Below are 24,056 nucleotides of genomic sequence, written 5' to 3' on the forward strand. Positions count from 1 at the left end.
ATCGCCGGCCGCGCCACGGCGTCCGGTCGCGGTCCCGCGATGACGGCCGGGCTTCCGTTTCGTCCGTGCGATCGGTCCGGCCCCACCGTCCGGGGCGGTCCGTATACGAAAGAATTCCGATCGATGCCCCGACACCGGCCCGTCGGGCCGCCCGGCGGCCCTCATGGCGTGTCACCGGGGCCGTTGTGCCGGGCGGGGTCGCCGACGGCCCGCGGGGGCGCCCTGGGGCGCGTCGCGCCGGGTCGGCGGGCGTTCGTTCCGATCGCAAGAAGCGCACGCCGCGTTCCGCGTCGATTCCGCTTTTCCGGCCCGGAGTGCCGAATGGGCGAGAATGTCCGACCCGTTGCCGGATTCACTAATTGATCGCCCGGCCACCGCGTCGCGACCGCTGTATTCGAAGGGCGAACGCAGGGGGTTGACAGTGTTCAAACCCCGTGCGAACCATGGGAGCGCTCCCACTGGTATCGCACCACCTCGTCACTTCCTGCCCCCACGAGCCGAGAGGCCCACCGGAAAGGATCGCGCCGCATGCGCCTCCTCAGGAGACACCGACCCCGCCTGCGCGGCCCCGCGACCGCGCTGGCCGCCTTATTGGCGTTACCCCTGACCCTGACCGACCTGTCCGCCGCGCCCGCCCAGGCGGCCGCGGTGCAGTGCAGCGTCGACTACAGGACCAACGACTGGGGCTCCGGCTTCACCGCGGAGCTCACCCTCACCAACCGGGGCACCGAGGCCCTGGACGGCTGGCGGCTCACCTACGACTACAGCGGCAACCAGCGTCTGAGCAACGGCTGGAACGGCGTCTGGTCGCAGTCCGGCAAGACCGTGACCGTCACCAACCCCACCTGGAGCAGAACCCTCGCGGCCGGCGCCGCCGTCACCGCCGGAGCCCAGTTCTCCTACAGCGGGACCAACGCCGCCCCGACCTCCTTCGCCGTCAACGGCACCACCTGCACCGGCGCGCACCAGCCCCCGGTCGCCGTGCTGACCAGCCCCGAACCCGGCGCCACCTACAGCGTCGGCGCCGAGGTGCCGCTGGCGGCCACCGCGGCCGCGGCCGACAGCGCGACCGTCAGCAAGGTCGAGTTCTACAGCGACACCGCGCTGCTGGGCACCGACACCACCGCGCCGTTCGAGCTGAGGACGAGCAGCCTCGCCGCCGGCGACCACTCGCTCTACGCCCGCGCCTACGACTCGCGGGGTGCCACCGGCGAGTCCTCCCCGGTCGGCATCCGGATCGTCTCCGGCCCCGCCGTCACCGCCAACCCGACCCAACTCGGCGTCCAGCAGGGGCAGACGGGCAGCTACGAGGTCAGCCTCTCCAAGCAGCCCTCGGCCAACGTCACGGTCACCACGGCACGCGAGTCGGGCAACACCGGCCTCTCGGTCACCGGCGGCGCCAGCCTCACCTTCACCCCGCAGAACTGGAACGTCCCCCAGAAGGTGACCGTCTCCGCCGCGGCCTCCGGGTCCGGCTCCGCCGTCTTCGCCTCCTCGGCGAACGGCCACTCCGCCGCCAAGGTCACCGTGACCCAGCTCGACGCGGGCGGTGACTACGACGCGCGCTTCCTCGAGCTCTACGGGAAGATCACCGACCCCGCCAACGGCTACTTCTCGCCCGAGGGCATCCCGTACCACTCGGTGGAGACGCTGATCGTCGAGGCGCCCGACCACGGCCACGAGACGACCTCCGAGGCGTACAGCTACCTGATCTGGCTCCAGGCGCAGTACGGCAGGGTCACCGGCGACTGGACGCGCTTCAACAAGGCGTGGGAGACCATGGAGAAGTTCATGATCCCCACCAAGGCCGACCAGCCCACCAACTCGTTCTACAAGCCCGGTGAGCCGGCCACCTACGCTCCCGAGCACGACCTGCCCTCGCAGTACCCGGCGAAGCTGGACCCGGCCGCCAAGTCCGGCGCCGACCCCATCGCCGCCGAGTTGAAGAGCGCCTACGGCACGGACGACATCTACGGCATGCACTGGATCCAGGACGTCGACAACGTCTACGGATTCGGCAACGAGCCCGGCAAGTGCAGCGCCGGACCGACCGCCACCGGGCCGTCCTACATCAACACCTTCCAGCGCGGTTCGCAGGAGTCGGTCTGGGAGACCGTCACCCACCCGACCTGCGACAACTTCACCTACGGCGGCCGGAACGGCTACCTGGACCTGTTCACCGGGGACTCCTCCTACGCCAAGCAGTGGAAGTTCACCAACGCCCCCGACGCCGACGCCCGCGCCGTCCAGGCCGCCTACTGGGCCGACGTGTGGGCCAAGGAGCAGGGCAAGGGCTCCGAGGTCTCCGCGACCGTCACCAAGGCCGCCAAGATGGGCGACTACCTGCGGTACGCGCTCTTCGACAAGTACTTCAAGAAGGTCGGCAACTGCGTCGGACCGACCACCTGCCCCGCGGGAAGCGGCAAGAACAGCGCCCACTACCTGCTGAGCTGGTACTACGCCTGGGGCGGCGCCACCGACACCTCGGCCGGCTGGTCCTGGCGCATCGGCTCCAGCCACGCGCACGGCGGCTACCAGAACCCGATGGCGGCCTGGGCGCTCAGCAACCACGCCCCGCTGGCGCCGAAGTCCTCCACCGGCAAGTCCGACTGGGCCACCAGCCTCACCCGGCAGGTCGAGTTCTACCGCTGGCTCCAGTCGAGCGAGGGAGCCATCGCGGGCGGCGCCACCAACAGCTGGCAGGGCCGCTACGCCCAGCCGCCGGCCGGGACGCCCACCTTCTACGGCATGTACTACGACGAGAAGCCGGTCTACCACGACCCGCCGTCCAACCAGTGGTTCGGCTTCCAGGCCTGGTCCATGGAGCGCGTCGCCGAGTACTACCACCAGAGCGGCGACGCCAAGGCCGGCGAGGTCGTGAAGAAGTGGGTGGACTGGGCGATCTCCAAGACGACCGTCAACCCCGACGGCACCTTCCGGTTCCCGTCCACCCTCCAGTGGTCCGGAGCGCCGGACACCTGGAACGCCTCCTCGCCCGGCGCCAACGCCAACCTGCACGTCACCGTCGCCGACTACACCAACGACGTCGGTGTGGCGGGCGCGTACGCCAAGGTCCTGACCTACTACGCGGCCAAGTCCGGCGACGCCAAGGCCAAGGCCACCGCCAAGGCGCTCCTCGACGGCATGTGGGAGCACCACCAGGACGGGCTCGGCATCTCCGTCCCGGAGACCCGCAGCGACTACAACCGCTTCGACGACCCGGTGTACGTGCCCTCCGGCTGGACCGGCAAGATGCCCAACGGCGACACCGTCGACTCCTCGTCGACCTTCGCCTCGATCCGCAGCTTCTACCAGGACGACCCGGCCTGGTCGAAGATCGAGGCCTACCTGAAGGGCGGCTCCGCGCCGGTCTTCACCTACCACCGGTTCTGGGCGCAGGCGGACATCGCCACCGCGCTCGGCGCCTACGCCGAACTGCTCGAGTAGCACGGCGCAACGCACGCGTGGCCGCCCCGGGACGAACCGTCCCGGGGCGGTCCCGTGTCACGGGCCGGACGGCCGGGCCGTGTTGAGCCGCGCGGCCCGGCGCGTCAGGTGGTCCCGTTCGGCCGCGGACGGCGCGCGGGTGGCCGCCTCGACGTAGAGCCGGGCGGCGGTGACCGGATCCCCGTCGCGCTCGTGGAGGTAGGCCGCGACGGCGGTGTGGCGGGGGAGCGAGGGGTCCAGCGCGGCGAGCTCCGCCAGCCCGGCGCGCGGCCCGTCGGCCTCGCCCACGGCCACCGCGCGGTTCAGCCGGGCCACCGGGCTGTCCGTCAGACGCACCAGCTCGTCGTACCACCCGACGATCTGCACCCAGTCCGTCTCCTCGGCGCGGCGCGCGTCGGCGTGCAGCGCCGCCACCGCCGCCTGCGCCTGGAACTCGCCCAGCCGGTCCCGCGCCAGGGCCGCCCGCAGGATGCCGATGCCCTCGGCGATCGCCGCGTGGTCCCACCGGCCGCGGTCCTGCTCGGCGAGCGGCACCAGGCTGCCGTCCGGCGCCGTCCGGGACGCCCGCCGGGCGTGGTGCAGCAGCATCAGCGCGAGCAGCCCCGACACCTCCGGACCGTCGATCACGGCGGCGAGCCGCCGGGTGAGCCGGATCGCCTCGGCGGCCAGGTCCACGTCGCCGGAGTACCCCTCGTTGAAGACCAGGTACAGCGTGCGCAGCACGGTGGCGACGTCGCCGGGCCGGTCCAGGCGCACCCGCGAGACCGTGCGCTTGGCCCGGCTGATCCGCTGGGCCATCGTCGCCTCCGGCACCAGGTAGGCCCGGGCGATCTGCCGGGTGGTGAGCCCGCCGACGGCCCGCAGCGTGAGCGCGACCGCCGACGACGGCGTCAGCGACGGATGCGCGCACAGGAAGTAGAGCCACAGCGTTTCGTCCGCCGCGGGCACGGGCCCGGGCTGCGGCTCCTCCTCCACCAGGTCCTCGCGCCGCCGCCGGGCCGCGTCCGCCCGCCAGGCGTCCAGGTACCGCCGCCACGCCACGGTGACCAGCCAGCCCTTCGGATCCCTCGGAGGTTCCCCCGGCCAGACCCGGACCGCCTCCACCAGGGCGTCCTGGACGGCGTCCTCGGCCGCCGCGAAATCGGCTCCGCGGCGGACGAGGACGGCCAGCACGCTCGGCGTGATGCCGCGGAGCAGGCCCTCGTCCATGGGCGCGGTCACTCCGAGACGGTGTCCGGCATGGCCAGGAAGGGGCGCAGCTCCAGCCACTCGTGGATCGGCTTCCCGCCGGCCCCCGGAGCGGCCGACAGCTCACCGGCCAGTTCCACGGCGCGGTCGTAGCCGTCGACGTCGATCACCATCCAGCCGGCGATCAGGTCCTTGGTCTCGGCGAACGGGCCGTCGGTGACCGGAGGGCGCCCCTCGCCGTCGTAGCGGACGAACGTCCCCTCGGGGGCGAGCGCCTGCCCGTCGACGTACTCCCCGGTCTCCTCCAGCCGCGCCGCGAAGTCGTTCATGTACCGGAGGTGCGCCGAGATCTCCTCCGGCGTCCACCGGTCCATGGGAACGTCGTTCACCGCCCGCGGAGCGCCCCGGTAGTGCTTGAGCAGCAGGTACTTGGCCATGGTGTCCTCCTCGGTGCCGACGCGTCCATTGTGGGCGCGTTCACCCCGGGGACGGAGCCGGTGCCGTGATCTCGACACGTGCCGGGAGACTTTTTCCGGCGATCCGGCCCCTCACGCCGCCGGAGCCGGGGAACCGCAGGTCACGGTGTCGGGCGAAGGCGGGCAGCAGATGCTCGTGGATCAGCCGGAGCCGGGTGGGCACGTCCGCCACCCCCGGCAGGTCCCGGCCGGTGAAGGCGCGCACCGGGGGACGGCCGGTGACGGCGCAGATGACGTGGTCGACACCGCCGGGCTCGATCTCGCGCCGGATCTCCTCCCCGCACTCCTCCGGCGACCCGGGGACCGACAGCCGCTCGCCCGGCTCCGGACCGGTGAGCTCGATGCCGCGGGCCGGCCCCGAGGACGGTGAGCCGGGGGCCCTGTCGGCCGGACCGCCTCCGGTCCCCGCCCCTCGCCGCCCGGCGCCGCCCGGCGCCAGCCGTTCGGGTCAGCCCGGGGAGTCATGAAGCGCCGGGGGCGGGAGACTCGGGACAGAGACTGCCGTCCCGCCCCGGAGGTCGCCCCATGGTCCGCACCGTCGTCGCAGGACTCGACGGGTCGCCCGAGAGCCGTGCCGCGGTGGACTGGGCCGCCCGCGAGGCCCGGATGCGGGACGTGCCGCTGCGGATCCTGCACGTGCACGAGCCGACCCCGCCGAGGCTGGCCCAGGCGCCGTTCCTCGCCGAGGAGACCCGGCAGGACTGGGGCCGCGAGGTCCCGCCGCGGGTCGCCGACGAGGTGCGCCGCGAGCAGCCCGGACTGCGGGTCACCGTGGAGGGCGCCGAGGGCCACGCACCCGTGGTGCTGCTCGGACGGACCGGGCCGGACGGGCTGCTCGTCCTCGGCTCCCGCGCCCTCGGCGGCATAGCCGGCTTCCTCGCCGGATCCGTGGGCCTCAACGTCGTCGCCCACACCGAGCACCCGGTGGTGCTGGTGCGGGCCGGAGAGAGCGCCGCCGACGAACACCTCGCCGACCCGGCCGACGGCGCAGGCACCGACGGCGGACGCACCGACGGCGCAGGCACCGACGGCACCCCCTACCGGCCCGTCGTGGTCGGCGTCGACCCCGAGGGCACCGACGACAGCGTCCTCGCGTTCGCCTTCGAGGCCGCCGCGCGACGCATGGCCGCCCTGCGCGTCCTGCAGGGCTACAGCCTGCCCGCGTTCTACGAATGGGCCGGCTCCGTGGAGGGCGAGGCCCTCGGCGAGATGGACCGGCAGCAGGCCGAGCTGCTGGAGCAGAAGCTCGTCCCCTGGCGCGCCCGGCACCCCGGCGTCGAGGTCCACCAGGAGTCGCAGCGCGGAAACGCCTCCGTCCTGCTGGCCGAGGCGTCCCGGAACGCCTCGCTCCTGGTCATCGGGCACCGCATCCGCAAGCACAGCCTCGGACTCCGCGTCGGCCCCGTCGCCCATGCCGTGATCCACCACGCGGCCGCACCGGTGGCCGTGGTGCCCCACCAGTGAGCCCCCGCGCCCCCGGTACCGCCCCACGCCCGACGGACCCGACGACCGATGGAGTCGCCCGATGACCTTGGCCCCGCACCAGGACGTACTGCCCGACGAGGAACTGCGCGCCCTGCTCGCCCACTGGCGCGCCGCCAACTACCTCTCGGCGGGGCAGATCTACCTGATGTCCAACCCCCTGCTCCGGGAGCCGCTGCGCCCCGAGCACGTCAAGCCGCGACTGCTCGGCCACTGGGGCACCTCCCCGGGCCTCAACCTGGTCTACACGCACGTCAACCGGGTGATCCGCAAGCGCGACCTGGACGCGCTGGTGATCTGGGGACCCGGGCACGGCGGACCCTCGGTCGTCGCCAACTCCTGGCTGGAGGGCAGCTACAGCGAGACCTACCCCGACATCTCCCTCGACGCGGAGGGCATGGAGAAGCTGTTCCGGCAGTTCTCCTTCCCCGGCGGCATCCCCAGCCACGTCGCCCCCGAGACGCCCGGCTCCATCCACGAGGGCGGCGAACTCGGCTACTCCCTCGCCCACGCCTACGGCGCCGCCTTCGACAACCCGGACCTGCTGGTCGCCTGCGTGATCGGCGACGGCGAGGCGGAGACCGGCCCGCTCGCCGCCTCCTGGCACTCCAACAAGTTCCTCGACCCGGTCAACGACGGCGCGGTGCTGCCGATCCTCCACCTCAACGGCTACAAGATCGCCAACCCCACCGTCCTCTCCCGCCTCCCCGAGCACGAACTCGACGAACTGCTGCGCGGCTACGGCCACGACCCGGTCCACGTCACCGGCTCCGACCCCGAACAGGTCCACCGCGCCATGGCCGCCGCCCTCGACCAGGTCCTCGACCGCATCGCGGTGATCCAGCGCACCGCCCGCGAGGAGGGCGTCACCGACCGCCCCCGCTGGCCGATGATCGTGCTGCGCACCCCCAAGGGCTGGACCGGCCCCGCCGAGGTCGACGGCGTCCCCGTCGAGGGCACCTGGCGCGCCCACCAGGTGCCGCTGGCCGGGGTGCGCGACAACCCCGCCCACCTGGCGCAGCTGGAGCAGTGGCTGCGCTCCTACCGGCCGGAGGAACTCTTCGACGCCACCGGCGCGCCCGTCCCCGAGGTGGTGGCCTGCGTGCCGGAGGGCGTGAAACGGCTCGGCTCCAGCCCCTTCGCCAACGGCGGCGTGCTCACCCGGCAGCTGCCCGTCCCGCCGCTGGAGGACTTCGCGGTCCCCGTCGAGCGGCCCGGCGCCGGCCCCCACGAACCCACCCGGGTGCTGGGCTCCCTGCTGGAAGCGGTCATGAAGAACACCGCGGCACGGCGCGACTTCCGCGTCGTCGGCCCCGACGAGACCGACTCCAACCGGCTCTCCGCCGTCTTCGGCGCCACCGGCAAGGCATGGCAGGCCGAGACCCTCTCCGGCGACGTCAACCTGGACCGGCACGGCCGGGTCCTGGAGATCCTCTCCGAGCACCTCTGCCAGGGCTGGCTCGAGGGCTACAACCTCACCGGCCGGCACGGCCTGTTCTCCTGCTACGAAGCCTTCGTCCACATCGTCGACTCGATGGTCAACCAGCACATCAAGTGGCTGAAGACCTCCCGCGCCCTGCCCTGGCGGGCCCCGGTGCCCTCCCTGAACTACCTGCTCACCTCGCACGTCTGGCGGCAGGACCACAACGGGTTCTCCCACCAGGACCCCGGCTTCGTCGACCACGTCCTCAACAAGAGCCCCGACGTGGTCCGCGTCTACCTGCCCCCGGACGCCAACACCCTGCTGTCGGTGGCCGACCACGCCCTGCGCAGCAAGGACTACGTCAACGTCATCGTGGCCGGGAAGCAGCCCTGCTTCGACTGGCTCTCCATGGACGAGGCCAGGGTGCACTGCGCCCGCGGCGCCGGCATCTGGGAGTGGGCCGGCAACGAGCAGGGCCGGGAGCCCGACGTGGTGCTGGCCTGCGCCGGCGACGTCCCCACCCAGGAGGTCCTGGCCGCCGCCAAACTGCTGCGCCAGCACCTGCCGGACCTCGCCGTCCGGGTCGTCAACGTCGTCGACATGACCCGGCTGCTGCCCAAGGAGGAGCACCCGCACGGCCTCGCCGAGGCCGAGTTCGACGGACTGTTCACCGCCGACAAGCCGGTGATCTTCGCCTACCACGGCTACCCGTGGCTGATCCACCGGCTCGCCTACCGCCGCCGCGGCCACGCCCACATGCACGTCCGCGGCTACAAGGAGGCCGGCACCACCACCACCCCGTTCGACATGGTCGTCCAGAACGACCTCGACCGGTACCGGCTGGTCATGGACGTGATCGACCGGGTGCCCGGCCTCGCCGTGAAGGCGGCCACCGTCCGCCAGACCATGGCGGACGTCCGGGCCCGCCACCACCTCCACATCCGCGCCACCGGCGTGGACCTGCCGGAGGTCGCGGACTGGTCCTGGAACGACTGACTGACCGGCCGACCGCACCGCAGCCGCGAGGAGACGCCATGGGCGAGTGGACCTGGGAGTACGAGGGGTACGACCCGGCGCAGGAGAAGCTGCGCGAATCCCTGTGCACCCTCGGCAACGGGTACTTCGCCACCCGGGGCGCACTGCCCGAGTGCGCCCGCGACCGGGTCCACTACCCCGGCACCTACGCGGCGGGCTGCTACAACCGCCTCGTCTCCGACATCGCCGGACGGCACATCGACAACGAGGACGTCGTCAACCTGCCCAACTGGCTCCCGCTGCGCTTCCGCACCGCGACCGGCCACTGGTTCACCCCCGACACCCACACCGTCGAGGAGTACCGGCAGCGCCTCGACCTGCGCCGCGGGCTGCTGGAACGCACCCTGCGCTACCTCGACGCCGACGGCCGCGCGGTCCGGGTCCGCCAGCTGCGCGTCGTCCACATGGCCGACCCGCACCTGGCGCTGCTGCGCACCGAGCTCACCCCCGAGGGCTGGTCGGGGGTGCTCGAGGTGGAGTCCGCGCTCGACGCCGGTGTCACCAACGGCAACGTCGACCGCTACAAGGACCTCGCCTCCCACCACCTCACCCACATCCAGCCGGGCGTCACCGAGGAGGGCACCGCCTGGGTGCGGTGCCGCACCACCACCTCGGACATCCGCGTCGCCCTCGCCGCCCGCACCGAGGTCGACGCCCCCGCCGAGACCGTCACCGAGCAGCAGGACACCTCCGTCGCCCGGCTGATGCGCTTCGCCGTGGCCGACGGGCACACCGCCACCGTCGACAAGACGGTCGCCCTGCACACCTCCCGCGACCCCGCCATCAGCGACCCGCTGCACGCCGCCCTCGACCGCGTCGGCCGGGCCGGCGGCTTCGAGACGCTGCTCGAGACCCACCACGTGGCCTGGTCCCAGCTGTGGCGCGGCGCCGAACTCGACGTCCCCGGCGAGGCCGGCCCGATCCTGCGGGTCCACCTCTTCCACCTCCTGCAGGTGCTCTCCCCGCACACCGCCGGGCTCGACGTCGGCGTCCCCGCGCGCGGCCTCCACGGCGAGGCCTACCGCGGCCACGTCTTCTGGGACGAGCTGTTCGTGCTGCCCTTCCTCAACCTGCACTTCCCCGAGGTCTCCCGCGCCCTGCTCACCTACCGCCACCGCCGCCTGGAGCGCGCCCGCTTCAACGCCACCGACGCCGGCTACCGCGGCGCCCTCTACCCCTGGCAGAGCGGCAGCGACGGCCGGGAGGAGACCCAGCGGCTCCACCTCAACCCCCGGTCCGGCCGCTGGCTGCCCGACCACAGCCACCTCCAGTACCACGTCGGCTCGGCCATCGCCTACAACGTCTGGCGCTACGCCGAGGCCACCGGCGACACCGGCTTCCTGCACGGCCAGGGCGCCGAGATGCTGCTGCAGATCGCCCGTTTCTGGGCGGACTACGCCACCTTCGACAAGGACCTCGAGCGCTACCGCATCCGCGGCGTGGTCGGGCCCGACGAGTACCACGAGGCCTACCCCGACGCCGCGCGCCCCGGCCTCGACGACAACGCGTACACCAATGTCACCGCCTCCTGGGTGATCGCCCGCGCCCTCGACGTCCTCGGCGAGCTGCCCGAACCCCTGCGCCGCGACATCCTGGAACGCACCGGTGTCGACGACGCCGAACTCGCCCACTGGGACGACGTCTCGCGCCGGCTCCACGTGCCCTTCCACTCCGGGGTCATCAGCCAGTTCTCCGGCTACGGCGAGCTCCAGGAACTCGACTGGCACGGCTACCGCGCCCGGTACGGCGACATCCGCCGGCTGGACCGGATCCTGGAGGCCGAGGGCGACACCGTCAACCGCTACCAGGCGTCCAAGCAGGCCGACGTCCTGATGCTCGGCTACCTCTTCCCGCCGGGCGAGCTGCGCACGCAGTTCCGGCGTCTCGGCCACGACCTGGACGACGAGACCTGGCTGCGCACCGTCGACCACTACCTGGCCCGCACCAGCCACGGCTCGACCCTCAGCAGCCTGGTGCACGGCTGGGTGCTGGCCCGGGCCCGCCGCGCCCGGACGTGGGAGTTCGTCCAGGAGGCGCTGGCCGGGGACATCGCCGACGTGCAGGGCGGCACGACGGGGGAGGGGATCCACCTCGGCGCCATGGCCGGCACCCTCGACCTGGTGCAGCGCTGCCTGCCAGGACTGGAGACGGGCGCGGGCGCCCTGCGGTTCGACCCGGTGCCCCTGCCCCAGATGTCCGAGTACCGGTTCTGCCTGCGCTACCGGGGCCACTGGGGGGTCAAGGTCCGGCTGCGCCCGGGCGAGCTGGAGATCTCCGTCGCCGCGGCAGCCCTCGAGCCGGTCACCGTGCACCTGGGGGACTGGACGGAGTCGCTGGCCCCCGGCGAGACCCGGTCCGTCCCCCTGCCGGAGCGGCCGGAGTGAGCCCGCGGCGGCGTACGGTACGGCGGGCCGCCCCGTGCACGACCACTCCCGCGCATACGGTAGGCTTGATCCGCGCGATCACGCAGGGCAACCGCCCGCGTGGAACCGCATCGGGACGTGGCGCAGCTTGGTAGCGCACTTGACTGGGGGTCAAGGGGTCGCAGGTTCAAATCCTGTCGTCCCGACTGGAGACAGTCGCAGGTCAGGGCCGGTTTCGGAGGCATCCGAGACCGGCCCTTGATCGTTCCTGAGGGCCAGTCGGGGACCGGAGCCCTTGGCCGGGGTCAGCGGGTCACGACGATCGCGCCCGGCAGCGAGCGTGGGGCGCGGAGAGTGCCGCACCGGCAGCCGTGTTCTTGTGTGCGTCCGGGTGCGGGTAGCGCTGCGCGGTGATCAGTGATCCGTGGCCGGTGCTCCTGCGGAGGACGTGCACGGGTACTCCGGCGTCGGCGAACCAGGTGAGCCCGGTGTGCCGGAGGTCGTGGCGTCGCCCGGCGTCTCGGAGGCTGCCCACCACCAGTCGAGATCACTCAACGTCACGAAGCGCTACCAGGCATTGCTCCACCCATGGGTGCTGGAGTACACGTCCAGCAGGTCCACCACGAAGACCAGGGTCGAGCCGGCCGGGATCAACGGCGAAGGCGACTGTTTGCCGTAGCCGAGACGCGGGGGAACGATGATCTCGCGCCGACCGCCGACCTTCATCCCCCTCACCCCCCGGTCCCAGCCCTTGATGACCTTGCCGCCGCCCAGGGTGAACTTGTACGGCTGACCGCGGTCCCAGGAGGCGTCGAACTGCTTCCCGGACTCGAAGGTCACCCCGACGTAGTGGACCCGGACCACCATGCCCGGCTTGACCTCGGCTCCGTCCCCGACGACCAGGTCCCGGACGGTCAGCTCGGTAGGAGCGTCGCCCTCCGGCACGGTGACCTCGGGCTTCGACGGTTCACTCATCGCAGGCTCATCACCATCAGTCGGAGGTCGTCGCACGTCGGTCACGCTACCGAGAACGCCGCCCTGGACGCCACCGCGCCGGCCAACTCCCGGGCTTCTCCCATCAGTTCCCCCGCCACCCACTCGACCTCGTCGGCCGTCCTCGCGACGAGGTGCGGCCCGGCGCGCCTCTAGGCCGTTCGCCGTGCAGGTCCCGGTGCATCTCTCGGAGCGACGGACAGCCTCCGACGGCCGGTGCTGGAGTCGGCGTTCCCACCCGGGCAGCCGGGTGAGCGGCCGGAGGGCGCCAGGCCGGCGGCTCAGCCCTCGGCGCTGTTCAGGTGCCTCTGGGCCACCCGCACGAAGTCACGGATCGCGGCGTTGAGCGCGAGGACGGCGTCCCGAGCCTCCACGGATGGCGCGTCCCGGCTGCAAGCCGCTGCCGCAGCCCTGACTCGGACAGCAGCTGTGAAGGCGGCCTCAGCCACCTCGGCGACTTCGTCCGGCCCCTCCAGGCTGACGACGACACGAGCCGTGCGGATGTCACTCACCGCGACCTCAAGGATGAGGTCGCTCGGGTGGTTGCCGGCGTGCGACCGACCCGTCGCGAGCATGTTCGCCAGTGGGCGGGTCTCATCGAAGTACGCATTGAGAGCCACCAGGAGCGAGGCGTACGCATCGCGCTGGTGCTGTCGCCGTACCGCGTCCACGGGCCCCCGGTGGGCTCCCCGCGCTTGTGCTCGGCCGGCCGCGAAGGCCGCCGCGGCAGCTACCACCGTGGCCGGGGCAGCGACGAGGGCGGCTATGACTGCGGGATCCATGGCGATGACGGTAGCGGCCGTCCCGGAAGTCCGGACCCTGCATACGGCGGGGCCTTACGGCATGAGGTGGGTTGCGGAGCGGACCCGCTCCCACATGCCGGGGATCTGCTCGCTCGGGCGCTGCTGTTCGCCGTGCAGGGCGTTGAGCACCACGAGGCATCCGGTCAGGGCCGGTACCGCCCACTGCGCCAGGTGCAACTGTCGCCGCGCCCGTTCCAGGTCGATCGGGTGCCTGGTCGCCTTCGCGGCCTCGTCAGGGTCGGTGGAGGAGGCGAGCTCGACCTTCTTGCCCAGGACGCGAGCGTAGGCGGTGGCTGCCAGAGCCGCGGCGGTGACGACGGTCTTGGCCGTGGTGGAGGCGGCCACACCCTGCTGGGTGGCGACCCGGTGCGCGTTCACGGCGAGCAGGCCTCCGCCACCGAACAGGTGCGCGCCGATCGCGGCGGCGTTGACCGGGGCCCACTTCGCCCACCCGGACGACGCGATCCGGTCCCGGGACGCCTCCGTGCCCCCTTCATCCTCGGCAGCACCGTTGAGGCCGACCGCCCCCATCAGTGAGCCACCGAACCAGGCCGCCAGGCCAAGATCGTGCAGGCTGCGGACGGCGGTGTTGCGTTCAGACATGGCGGAGCTCCTTCAGCGCGGAAGAGGGGCTTTTGGGCCGACGTGGACAGCGCCCTTCACCCTTTCTGTCCTCCGCCCACTCCGCCATCACAGTGGTCCGAACGGGTGCGATCCGCGACGACGGTCAGGCGCTGCCGCTACGGTCCGGGCGTGCCCGCTGTGGCTGGGTGAGGGGGTCGATATCGTGCCACCGCCGGGCCTGGCCGGACGCCGCGCCGCCGGGCCGGTCACCGTGCTGCTGGGCCCCTGCGGCTGCCGGGCCGGTCTCCGTGCCGCCGCTGCGGTTGCTCGCCGGGGCCCTTCCGGTGTGCCGGTGCACCGGTTCAGGTGGACCACACGACCCTGCTCCCGTTCATGATGACGACCTTGCCGTCCGACCGCAGAACCAGCTTCGCGCCGTTGTTGCCGTGCGTCTTGCTCGCCCAGACCGGCTGGTTGGGGTTGTAGACCACGAGGTTGCCGTCCGCCTGGAAGACGGCCCTGTGGTTCTGGCCGAACATCATGGACGCCCACACGGCCTTGCCGCTCCGGTTGTCGTAGACGACCAGGTTGCCGTCCTTCTGCAGGACCATCCGTATCCGGTTGGTGGTCCAGGCCTGGCCGACCTGCAGTGTGCTGGGCGCGGTGATGGTCTCGGTCGTCCACACCGGAGCCGGGGCCTCCTCCTCCTTCTCCTTCGCCTTCGGCTCGTTGTCCCTGGGCTCCGGCTCCCGCTTCGGCTCCTGCTCCGCCTTCGACGGGCGCACCGGCGCTTCCGGTGCGGGCCTGACGGGGGCCTCGGCCTTCTTCTCCTCCTTCTCCCGGCTCGGAGAGGGACTGGGCTTCTCTGTGACGTAGTCCTCCGGGGTGCCGCCGGCGGGCTTTTCGTCCAGCAGGGTTCCGGAGTCGTTGGCGGTCAGCTCTCGCGCGGTGCTGTGCTTGTCGTCCTTGTCGTTCGCGCCCCCGGCGAGCAGCAGCGGCACGGCCACCAGTACGGCTCCCGCGATCGCGGCCGCCGCCAGGACCGGCTTCCTGGGACGCCCGCCGTGCGCGCCCGCGTCGGCCGTCCCGTCCGGCGGCGTCGCACCGCTGTCGGACGCCGTCGCGGTGGCGGGCTCCGACGCACCGGCACCGGCACCGGCTACGGCACCGGCACCGGCGGCCGGAGTGACGGCTGTGCGGGAGGGCGGCGAAGCCGGCTCGCCGGACGTCTCCGGCCCGGCGGGCGCGCTCGCGGTCACCGCCGTTCCGGACGCCGGCTTCCTGCCGCGCGTTCCGCCGGCCGCTGTGGCGGTGCCGTCCTCCGCCTCGGCGGGGGGCGCCTGGGACGACGTCCCGTTCCTCCTCCCCTCCGGGCCCGCGGACGCCTCGGGATCGCCGGCCGGCTCCGGACGCCCCGCCGGGGTCAGCGCGCCGGCGGGCGGTTCGGAGGCGGCGGGCAGCGGTACGGCCACCCGCACGCGCGGAGTGGCGCCCGCCTCCGCGGGGTCGCGCCCGTCCGATGCGGGGTGCTGACGAACCATCCTGTCACTTCTCCTCATTGATGGGCCGTCGGACGCCGTCGGCCCCGTGGGGCCGGGCGCGGCGGTCACGACGGGTATGGAGCAAGGGATGCGGGGGCGCGGTGGTGGAGCCGGCCGGGACGGTCAACCGCGCTGCCACTTCTGGTGGGGTACGCCGACGCACGACCACAGGTGTGCCGGGCTGCCGTCGGCGGTACGGCCGTCGCGGATGTCCACGCACTTGCCGGCGATTCCGGCCACCAGGTCCCCGGCAGAGTTCAGGTGGAACTGCTGGGCCGGGTTGCCGCTGCAGTCGGCGACCTGGATGACCGTACCGTTCTCCTGGGCGCCCCAGGCCACGTCCATGCACCGGCCCAGGGCGCGGATGGTGCCGTCCGACCGGAAGGTCCAGCGCTGCCCCGCGGCACCGTTGCAGGTCTGCAGCGTCAACTGGGTGCCGTCGGCGCCGGATCCGGCGCTCAGGCACTTCCCCGAGGCCTTGCTCACCAGGGTGTCACCGGGCACGGGAGGGGGAGCGGGAGCCGGCTTGCGGGTAGCGGGGGCCTCGTCCTTCTTCTCCGCCACCTCGGCGGAGTCGTCGGCCGAACCCCGCGTGTCCTTGCCGTCCTTCTCGGCCGCGTCGTCCGTCCTGTCCGGCTTCTTCTCCTCCCCGGCCTCGCCCGTGTCGGAGGGGGTGGGCTCGGGCGACGGCGAGGGCGAAGAGGACTCGGCGGCGTACTGTCCGGCCCGGCGCGGCCCCTCCTCCAGGACCGTGCCGTCGGTGGAGTCGGCCACCACCGCCGCGGCGGACCGGTCCCGGTCGCCGGATCCCGGCAGCAGGAACGGCACGGAGACGAGCACCGCTCCGGCGATCGCCGCGGCGGCCAGCACCGGCTTCTTCGGGCGCCCGGGCGTCGCGTCCGCCCTCACCAGCGTGTCGCCCTCAGGCGGGGCCGTGTCCGACGCCGCGTGGGAGGGCTGGTCGCCGGCGAGCGCGGCCGTGCCCGGAGCCGGGGCGGACTCCCGGACCGGTGTGTCGGCCGTGACGCCGGCGTCGGGCCGCGCGTCGGAGTCCGTGCCCGTGGCGGGGGCCGTGCCCGTGCCCACTCCGGATCCTGTGCCTGTGCCTGTGCCTGTGCCTGTGCCTGTGCCGGTGCCTGTGCCCGTGCCGGTGTCGGAGCCGGGTCCGGGGCTGTCGGCGTCCTCGGGGGTCGCGGCAGTGCGCGCGGAGGCCGGTTTCAGTTCCGTCGTGGGACCGACGGCCGGTCCGGGCAGCGCGAACGCCTGGCGCACCTTGGGGACCTCGGGCTGCGCTGCGGCCGACGACGCACCGGTCGGCTTCGCGCCGTCCTTCTGAGGAGACATCGGTCTTGTCTCGCAATCTGGGTCTGGTCCTGGTCCGGCCGGGTCCGGCCCGCCCGCCGGCTGTCGGCGAGCGGGGCGGTGCGGAGGGCCAGGAGGGGTCGGGAGGGGTCAGGTCAGTGGTCGGGGGAACCCACGGGTCCGGTACAGCGGGAGGGCCAGTCGAACGACACGGCTGCGGGATCGTGCCGGTCCAGTGCCTCGCCGAGGCGGGCGAGTGCGGCCCGGTCCTGGTCGTCCAGCCGCGCCGGGCCGACGTGGGAGGCGAGCCGAGCCGCCGGCAGTTCCCGCAGCAGGACGAGGGGCGAGGAACCGCCGGTCCGTACGTCGAGCACGCGGAACGCCGTGCCGGGCGCGAAGACCACCTCGTCGTGCAGGGCGGCGGGGCCGGTGGCGTCGGACAACTGCCGCACCCGGCGACCGGTCACCGACCAGATGGCGTACCGGGCGGTCGCGGGGGAGGGGCCACGGCCGTCGCCCGGGAGCGCGCTCACCGGCGCCGCGTCCCGCAGGACGGTGCCGGGGACCGGTGCCGGGTCCTGCGTGCCGCTGTCCGGCCCGGCCCCGCGCAGCACCGGGCCGCGGAAGGACGGCAGGCGCCGCAGGGCCGAGGTGACGCAGGCGCCGTAGGGCCGCAGCCGCGGGTCGCCGGCGCGCAGGGACCGGTCGAGTTCCTCGTGGCCGAGTCCGCCGTCCGGCACACCGTTCCTCAGGTAGAGCAGCAGCGCGACCAGGTCGGCGCGCGCGGCCTCCTGCTCGGGTCCGCGCAACGCGGGCATGCGGGTGAACATGCGCGTCACCACGGCCGCCTGACGGTCCCACACCGCGTCGGCGAGCGACCGGAACGCGGCCTGCTCCGCGTGCGTGCTCTGGTGCCCGGGCAGAAAGGGCACCGGAGGCAACGGCCGTGAGGGCGTCGGCGGCGGCACGGGCGTGGCGCCCTCGGCCGAGGGCGTGCGCGGCGTCGGCGGCTCGGCGGGACGCGGAGCGCGCTCGGCGGCGGCCGGTGAGGGGTCGGCCGGGGATGGGCTGCTGGTGAGGACAGGGCGGCTCGGGGGAGGCGGCAGCGGGGCTTCCTCGTCGTGTCCGGTGCTCCGGCCGTCCCCGCCCACGGGCGAGTCGGGGCCCGCGCCGGCCCCGGAGAACGGACGGGTGGGCCCGGCCGGCGGCGCGGCAGGGGACGCGGGCTCCGCCGCGGACGACGGTGCGGAGGGGGCGGTGCGGACGTCGGGGTCCCGCTGCGCCGACGCCGGCTCCGGGTGTGACGCGCGTGCCGGGGTGGCCGAGCGGGAGGGGCCGGCCGGGGGCCGGGAGGGCTCGGCGCCGGTCGCTGCCGCGGACCGGCCGGACGGAGCGCGGTGACCGGCCGAGGCGCCGGCCGCCGCTGCTCCGGCGGCTGTTCCCGGTTCCGGGGAGACGGAAGAGGCGGGCGCGGGGGACATGCCGCGGGCGCCCGGCGCACCCGCCGTGGAGGGTGCGCCGGCTCGACCTCCGTCGGTGGTCGCGGGCGTCCCCGTCGTGGTGGGCAGGGAACGCGGAGGGACGGGCGGTACCCCGGGCGTGGTGACGCCGTCCGTGCCGGTGCCGGTGCCGGTGCCGGTGCCCGTGCCTGTGTCCGTGCCGGTTTCCGTGTCCGGCCGGGAGCCCGGAGTTGGGGCCGGCCGGGGTGCGACCGGCTCGGGTGCGGCCGGCGTCCGGGCGGCGCGGGCGCCGAGGGGTGAGGAGACGTTCCTGCTCGCCGGCGCGGGAGCGGCCGGGCCCGTCGCGGCGGGCGTCTCAGCGGGCGCGTTCCTGCCGGCGGGAAGCCGCGGCCCGGCGGGTGCCGCCTCCGCCCCGGCTGCCGTGCCCGGGGCAGAGCCCACCGTCGTTCTCGGACCCGAACCCGTGCCCGTGCTCGCGTCAGTGCCCGTTCCCGTGCTGTGAACCGTGCCCGAACCCGTCGCCGCCACAGGGGCGTTGGCCGCCGTGCCCGTACCGGCGTTCGCCGACGGTCCCGGCTGCGGTGCCCCGTGCGCGGGCGCGGGGAGCGCCGCGGGGCCGTGCGGCGCCCGCGCGGGGAGGGGCGCGGCCGGAGCGGTCCGGCCGAACGAGGCGAAACGCAGGCTGCGGACCTGGTACTGGGCGGCCAGGCGGCGCAGTTCCAGGCCGCCGTCGACGGCGGTGCCGTGCACATGGACGCGGGTCCGGGCCGACAGGCCGGGCGGCAGCGCGTCGAACAGTCTCTCCAGCACCGGCCACAGCGACCGGTCGAGCGCTTCGCCGGGCCCGCCCACCTCGATCTGCGGGCCCTGGGGATCCACGGGCCGGGCCGCGAAGGAGGGCGGCTCCTTGTCCGTGCCGTTGACCCACAGGCCCGCCCGGGTCGCGGTGACCTGCCACCGGTCGGACAGCCGCACCACGCCGCGCCGGGCGTCGCCCCGGCCGGGCAGCGGCGGGCTCCAGCGCAGCAGCCGGAGCGAGGACGCGCCGGACGAGCAGATCACGGAGTCGACGAACGGCTGCCAGCGAGGGGACCCGTCGGCGCCCACGGTCATCGAGCGGACGGTGTCCCCGTCGCGGCCGAACGACTCGGCGAGCAGCGGCAGCCCGCTGTAGACGACGACGTCGGCGTCGACCAGTTCGGCGGTGTCCTGCCCGACCCGCAGCACGTCCCGGCGGCCGCCCGGCGCGAACCGGAGGACCGTGCGGGCGGCGACGGGCAGCGCCGTCACCAGGTCCGCCACGTCGTCGGAGGTGACGTCCTCGCCGTCCGGCACCCCGACGACGACGAGGATGCCGTTCCGGTCGACCGGCACGGCGTAGCACAGGTCGCCCGGGCGCGGGGCGCGGGCGCCGTCGGGGCGGACGAGCAGGCCGGCCGGTATCTGCTCGACGACGCAGCCGTTGCGGGTGCGCGGCGGCAGGGAGCCCGGGGCGGGCTGCCAGCCGGGTGCGGGCTGGCGGGGGCCCAGCGGGACGGGCGGCGCACCGGGGGAGAAGCGCCACCAGCCGGCTTCCCGGCCGCCGTCCGGCTCGCCGCCGGCCGGCCCGTCGTGGACGAAGAGCCCGCCGCCCGGCACGCCGAGGACCGTTCCGTCCGGGGCGATGACGTCGATCTCCCAGGCGTCGGCTATCCGGCGGGCGACGGAGGGCCCACCGGGGCGGTCGTCGCCCGCGCGGGTCATCGCCAGCCGGATGGTGCCGACGCCGTCGCCGCACAGGGTGTCGATGAGGGCGCCGAGCCGTGCCCAGAGGGCGGCGGCCGTGTTCCCGTCCGCGCCGGCGACGACGGTCACCGTGTCGTCGTCGTCGGCCTCGAGGGCCCGGGTCAGGTCCGCGATGTCGGCGGGCCCCAGCAGTTCGTCGGAGGGCCGCCTGAGCAGCAGAAGGCGGCCGTACTCCTCGACCACGAGACCTGGCCCGGGGGATTCGGCCCGCGGTGTGGGCCGGGAGGTGTCGGACGGGCGGGACGCGGTCCGGCGGCGACCCCAGCGCATCAGAGGTAGCCCCCCTCGGCGGCCCGGGCCGGAGAACAAGCGGTCGGCATCATTTCATGCGCCACGAACATAGCAGGTGAATTCCTGGGTGACATGTGTGAACGGGTACGTCGAACCGATATCGGACCCGTGCGCCGGCTCACCGTAACACCGCGCCCATTTCCTTCCGCGCGGTGCTCCGCACCTGGCAAGTCCCGTGCGCAGCAGGCTGTTTGATCGGACACGGCCTGGCACGGCACAATGCGGCGGCATTTCACCGCATGCGCCTGTCTCCTGAGGAGCCGACTTCTCCTGATCATACTTGGACACTCTCTCCACGTGTCATGACGGCTCCTCGGGGACGAAATACCGCATGCCGTCGAAAAGCAGCCGTACGGTGCCGTGCCGGCCGACGCCGAAGGTGCGCGGGCGTCCGTCCGGGGTGACGACGACGATCTCGACGCCGAGAGCGGTGGCGGCCGAGGCGACCGCCCGCTCCCAGGTCTCGCCCGCGGTGTCCGTGCCGGTTCCGCCGCCGTCGGCACCGGCACCCCGGGCCAGCAGCCAGCGCAGGTGCTGCGCCGGGGTGAGACCGAGGTCCCGCACCGGCAACGAGCCGCCCAGCAGGATCGCCTGGGCCCGCTGCCCGGAGGTCAGGGTGACGCCCAGGCCGTCCAGGTCGTCGACGGGCACGGACCAATCCCGGTCGACGGGCAACCCGCCGTGCGCACCGAATGCCTCCAGCAGAGCGTCCTCGAGCGTCAGCCCCTCGCCGGACGCCTGCGCCGGACCGCCGGTGTCCTCGCCGGCCGGCCCGGTGGCCGCGGTCGCCCGGCCCGTCTGCTCGGCGAGGTGGGCGACGGTCAACTCCGCACCGGCGGGCAGCAGGTCGCGGGCGCGCTCCGCCGCCTGCCACAGGAGCGCGAGCGCCCGGGCCGGATCCGCCTCGCCGATCCCGGCCGACCGGGCCAGCGCCAGGAGCGCCCGGTCGTCGGCCCGGGCGAGGAACGGGGCGGGTGCCGCGAGCCGGTCCAGCCGGACGCCCAGCTCGCGTTCGTCGTCCCCGACGCCGTCCAGGTCGTACAGGGCCGTGAGCCGCTGGTCGGACAGCCGCTCCGCGCCGTCGGGGGACCCGATCTCGCGGCCCAGCTCGACGGTGAGGCCGAGCTTCCGCCGGGCCGCGAAGTCGCGCAGGTAGGCCGCCATGCTCTCGGCCTGGGCCCGGGTGGTGAACCGCTGGGCGGAGCCGAACAGGTCACCCCAGTTGAGCACGATCCGGTCGACGTCCGCCCAGGACAGCTCGCCGTGGATCTGGGTCTCGAAGTACCGGCCCACTGCCGCGTAACCGAGCTCCGCCACGTCGCGGCGCATCTCCGGGTCGTAGCGGAACCCGGTGGCCTCGGCCAGCGCCAGCCGCACCCGCCGCTCCTCGCCGTAGGCCAGGAGCGGGTAGACGTGGGCGTTGTCGGTGTACGACAGGACGCCCCGCTCGGCGGCGTCGGCGCTGTCCCCGGGGGTGTGGGTGGCCCTGCCGCGCACCGAGTCCTTCCAGTGGACGACGGCACTGCCGTAGGAGTAGGTGCCGCCCTTCTGCGACGGCGAGACGAGCGCCGCGTACTTGGGCAGTTCGTCGGGGTCCGGCGGGTCGAAGTCGCCGCCGTCCGGACCGTTCCCGGGGGCACCGGCCACGCGGCGCAGCGCGGCCGCGTACCCCTGGAGTTCCTCGACCCAGCCGCGTCCGGCGCGGCTGGGGGTGCCCCCGGTGGAGCCGGTGGCCCAGAAGCTGCGGAAACCGGTGTCGGAGGTGACGGCCTCGGCCCTGGTGGGGACGGTGCCGTCGGGACGCGGAGCCGCCCCTCCGGGACGTCCCGCGAGGTCGAGGTTGGAGGCGATCGGGAGGCGTCGCACATGGTCGTGCGCGGCCTGCACGACGGTGGCCATGAGCTCCGGGTCGTCGACCGGGTACCTGGTGCGGAACGAGTCGTTGAACCGGCCGATCCGCTCCAGGAAGGCCGCGCGGTCGCGCTCGTGGAACATCTCCCCGCGCTGTTCGGCGGCGAGCAGCGCCCACGACTGACTGGGAGTCAGCTTCTCCCAGCCGTCCCGGTGACGCGGGTCGCCCGGGGTCCGCAGGGCGTGCAGCAGCTCCAGGTCCTGGGCGTCGGGGACCATGTGACGGTCGTCCCGGACCGTGTCCGCCGTGTACCGCGAGGCGTGCACGGTCAGCGGAGGGCGGTGCCGGGTGCCGGGAAGCGGGTGGCTGATCGCCTGCTTGGCCAGCTCCCGCCGGTCCAGCGCCTGCGGCCTGGTGAGCTCGCCGGAGGCTTCGGCGCCGGTGACGACGGCGGGGGTCGGCGCGGCCGGCGGCGCGGCAGGCGGCGGAGGCGGTGCGGCAGCGCCCGCGGGCGCCGCGTGCACGGCGACCGCCTCGCGGCGGCGCAGCGGCGCCACCCGTTCGGCGACGACCGCGTCGACGCGCGCGCGCCGCTCCCGCCGTGCGGCGTCCGCGGCGTCGCCGGCCGCCTGCTCCACCTCCTGCGGTGTGACCTCGCGCATGCCGGTCACCAGCCGGGCGAACTCGTTCTGGTTGCCGTGCCCGATGCCGACGTTGTGGTGGGTGTGGGCCGCCAGCACGCCGGCCACGTCCTCGTCGGTGCGGAAGTTGGCGGCGGCGCCGGTGCGCAGCCGTTCCTGGTGGACGAGCGCGGAGTCGCGAATCTGATAGGCGCCCGTCCGCTGGTTGGGCGTGCCGTGGCTGCCGACGAAGTTCCAGTAGCCGTCCCACGGCAGAGTGAACTCCAGTACCCGCTCGTCGTCGGAAGCGGCGTTCGCGTTGCTGAAGACGCTCGTGTGGGACAGCGAGGTCGTGAAGAACTTCCGGTACTCGTCGCTCCGGTTGTACGCCATCGCCGCCGTGAAGGCCGCCCGAGGGTCCCGGGCGTCCAGGAACTGTGCCGCCTCCGCCGCCGACATCTTCCGGTACAGCCGCATCGGCGCCCCGGCCCGGCGGTCGATCGGCGTCGGGGACGCGGCCTGCTCCTCCCGGATCCTGACCAGCCGGTCGTGGAACGGCCGCATCTGCTCGCGCATCGAGTCGTGCGCGGCGACGGTGCCGACCACCAGGTCCTGGCTGTAGGCGAAGACGTAGTAGCCGCTGTCGAAGTCGGCCGCCGAGCCATCGGTCTCGAAGAATTCCGCGTACGCCTGGAAGTACGCCTCCATCACATCGGCGGTGACACGCTTCGCGGGCCCCGACGGCGCGGCGTGCAGGCCCGCCGGAGCCCCCGCCTCCCCGTGCGGCTCGGTCCGCGGACCGGTGAGGGCGACGGCGGGTTCCGCCACCGCCTCGCTCTCGCCGATGCCGGTCATGAAGTCGAGGAAGGCTTGGAGGGTGGCGTTGTCGGCGGTGGTGGTGGTGACGGGGTTGGCGGGGTGGTGGTGCGGGGTCTGCGGGTCGGTGCCGTAGAGGCGTTCGAGGAGGGGGAGGAGGTCGGGTTCGTTGGCGCGGACCCAGGGGGCGCCGTTGTTGCGGGGGCGGCCGGTGGTGGTGTCGTGGCCGTGGTTGGTGCCGAGGTAGGCGTTGGTGAGCTGGGCGAAGTATTCGTATTCGTCGGTGGAGGAGTAGTTGTCGGCGTGGGTGCCCCAGAGGTCGCGGCGGATGCCGTCGGGCCAGGGGGCGTCGGGTCCGGCGGCCAGTCGCTGGTGGTAGGCGTGGTGGATGAGGTGGCGGTCGGTGTCGGTGAGGGCGGTGGTGTGGAGGAGGTGGGCGATTTCGTGGGTGGCGGAGGAGTAGCCGTCGGGTTGGTGGGGGACGGGTCCGACGGGGGTGTTCTCGCCGAGGAGGTTCTCTTCGGCGATGGCGGCGTGGAGGCCGCTCTGGGCGCCGCGGAGGTCGTTCAGGCCGCGGCCGTCGGGTGCGTGGAGGTGGGTGAAGGAGCTGATCGC

14 protein-coding genes, 1 tRNA gene and 1 pseudogene are annotated in these 24,056 nt (G+C 73.8%); 5 read left to right on the forward strand and 11 right to left on the reverse strand.

The window, feature by feature from the left end; all coding sequences use genetic code 11:
* Positions 1-528 precede the first annotated feature (528 nt).
* A complete protein-coding gene (locus ABZ836_RS17140) occupies positions 529-3,447 on the forward strand; it encodes a glycoside hydrolase family 48 protein (protein WP_356135806.1) in 2,919 nt (972 codons plus the stop codon).
* Positions 3,448-3,504: 57 nt separating this feature from the next.
* Here ABZ836_RS17140 and ABZ836_RS17145 read toward each other — a convergent pair whose 3' ends face one another.
* The 3 genes and pseudogenes from ABZ836_RS17145 to ABZ836_RS17155 all read right to left on the reverse strand — a co-directional run.
* Positions 3,505-4,656, reverse strand: coding sequence for a DUF6596 domain-containing protein (locus tag ABZ836_RS17145; RefSeq protein WP_361142970.1), 1,152 nt, complete (start codon positions 4,654-4,656; stop codon positions 3,505-3,507).
* 8 nt (positions 4,657-4,664) lie between these two features.
* Positions 4,665-5,072, reverse strand: coding sequence for a YciI family protein (locus tag ABZ836_RS17150; RefSeq protein ID WP_356135804.1), 408 nt, complete (start codon positions 5,070-5,072; stop codon positions 4,665-4,667).
* A 151-nt stretch (positions 5,073-5,223) separates the two neighbouring features.
* Positions 5,224-5,463: pseudogene (locus ABZ836_RS17155) on the reverse strand (5,10-methylene tetrahydromethanopterin reductase); the annotation flags it as partial.
* Between the two features lie 173 nt (positions 5,464-5,636).
* Between ABZ836_RS17155 and ABZ836_RS17160 the strand changes: the two are divergent.
* From ABZ836_RS17160 to ABZ836_RS17175, 4 genes are all read left to right on the forward strand, one after another.
* Positions 5,637-6,575, forward strand: a complete 939-nt coding sequence (locus ABZ836_RS17160) for a universal stress protein (RefSeq protein ID WP_361142931.1) — start codon at positions 5,637-5,639, stop codon at positions 6,573-6,575.
* Positions 6,576-6,636: 61 nt separating this feature from the next.
* On the forward strand, positions 6,637-9,012 hold the full coding sequence (locus ABZ836_RS17165; protein ID WP_356135800.1) for a phosphoketolase family protein: 2,376 nt from the start codon (positions 6,637-6,639) through the stop codon (positions 9,010-9,012).
* Positions 9,013-9,050: 38 nt separating this feature from the next.
* Positions 9,051-11,435 (forward strand): glycosyl hydrolase family 65 protein, encoded by a 2,385-nt coding sequence (locus tag ABZ836_RS17170; RefSeq protein ID WP_361142935.1) that lies wholly within the window; start codon positions 9,051-9,053, stop codon positions 11,433-11,435.
* 111 nt (positions 11,436-11,546) lie between these two features.
* Positions 11,547-11,620: transfer RNA gene (locus ABZ836_RS17175), tRNA-Pro, on the forward strand.
* 107 nt (positions 11,621-11,727) lie between these two features.
* Here the strand turns inward: ABZ836_RS17175 and ABZ836_RS17180 are convergent.
* The 8 genes from ABZ836_RS17180 to ABZ836_RS17215 all read right to left on the reverse strand — a co-directional run.
* Complete coding sequence (locus ABZ836_RS17180; RefSeq protein ID WP_361142938.1) at positions 11,728-11,952, reverse strand: tyrosine-type recombinase/integrase; 225 nt, start codon at positions 11,950-11,952, stop codon at positions 11,728-11,730.
* Positions 11,953-11,981: 29 nt separating this feature from the next.
* Complete coding sequence (locus ABZ836_RS17185) at positions 11,982-12,389, reverse strand: FKBP-type peptidyl-prolyl cis-trans isomerase (RefSeq protein WP_361142941.1); 408 nt, start codon at positions 12,387-12,389, stop codon at positions 11,982-11,984.
* Between the two features lie 299 nt (positions 12,390-12,688).
* Positions 12,689-13,189, reverse strand: coding sequence for a hypothetical protein (locus tag ABZ836_RS17190; RefSeq protein ID WP_361142944.1), 501 nt, complete (start codon positions 13,187-13,189; stop codon positions 12,689-12,691).
* 54 nt (positions 13,190-13,243) lie between these two features.
* Positions 13,244-13,813, reverse strand: a complete 570-nt coding sequence (locus tag ABZ836_RS17195; RefSeq protein WP_356135792.1) for a hypothetical protein — start codon at positions 13,811-13,813, stop codon at positions 13,244-13,246.
* Positions 13,814-14,136: 323 nt separating this feature from the next.
* Complete coding sequence (locus ABZ836_RS17200; protein WP_361142947.1) at positions 14,137-15,315, reverse strand: mannose-binding protein; 1,179 nt, start codon at positions 15,313-15,315, stop codon at positions 14,137-14,139.
* Positions 15,316-15,438: 123 nt separating this feature from the next.
* Positions 15,439-16,401, reverse strand: coding sequence for an RICIN domain-containing protein (locus ABZ836_RS17205; RefSeq protein ID WP_361142950.1), 963 nt, complete (start codon positions 16,399-16,401; stop codon positions 15,439-15,441).
* Positions 16,402-16,772: 371 nt separating this feature from the next.
* Positions 16,773-20,045 carry a hypothetical protein gene (locus tag ABZ836_RS17210; protein ID WP_361142953.1) on the reverse strand — a complete coding sequence of 1,091 codons (3,273 nt, stop codon included), beginning with the start codon at positions 20,043-20,045 and terminating at the stop codon, positions 16,773-16,775.
* 408 nt (positions 20,046-20,453) lie between these two features.
* The coding region (locus ABZ836_RS17215; protein WP_361142956.1) for a hypothetical protein at positions 20,454-24,056 on the reverse strand (3,603 nt) is incomplete at its 5' end.

The organism is Streptomyces sp. NPDC047130 (assembly GCF_040643475.1).
Lineage (GTDB): Bacteria > Actinomycetota > Actinomycetes > Streptomycetales > Streptomycetaceae > Streptomyces.

Excerpts from the sequence above, each read along its gene's own strand:
- ABZ836_RS17140 (WP_356135806.1), top strand. The coding sequence starts at position 529 with ATGCGCCTCCTCAGGAGACACCGACCCCGCCTGCGCGGCCCCGCGACC.
- ABZ836_RS17145 (WP_361142970.1), bottom strand. The coding sequence starts at position 4,656 with ATGGACGAGGGCCTGCTCCGCGGCATCACGCCGAGCGTGCTGGCCGTC.
- ABZ836_RS17150 (WP_356135804.1), bottom strand. The coding sequence starts at position 5,072 with ATGGCCAAGTACCTGCTGCTCAAGCACTACCGGGGCGCTCCGCGGGCG.
- ABZ836_RS17160 (WP_361142931.1), top strand. The coding sequence starts at position 5,637 with ATGGTCCGCACCGTCGTCGCAGGACTCGACGGGTCGCCCGAGAGCCGT.
- ABZ836_RS17165 (WP_356135800.1), top strand. The coding sequence starts at position 6,637 with ATGACCTTGGCCCCGCACCAGGACGTACTGCCCGACGAGGAACTGCGC.
- ABZ836_RS17170 (WP_361142935.1), top strand. The coding sequence starts at position 9,051 with ATGGGCGAGTGGACCTGGGAGTACGAGGGGTACGACCCGGCGCAGGAG.
- ABZ836_RS17185 (WP_361142941.1), bottom strand. The coding sequence starts at position 12,389 with ATGAGTGAACCGTCGAAGCCCGAGGTCACCGTGCCGGAGGGCGACGCT.
- ABZ836_RS17190 (WP_361142944.1), bottom strand. The coding sequence starts at position 13,189 with ATGGATCCCGCAGTCATAGCCGCCCTCGTCGCTGCCCCGGCCACGGTG.
- ABZ836_RS17195 (WP_356135792.1), bottom strand. The coding sequence starts at position 13,813 with ATGTCTGAACGCAACACCGCCGTCCGCAGCCTGCACGATCTTGGCCTG.
- ABZ836_RS17200 (WP_361142947.1), bottom strand. The coding sequence starts at position 15,315 with ATGGTTCGTCAGCACCCCGCATCGGACGGGCGCGACCCCGCGGAGGCG.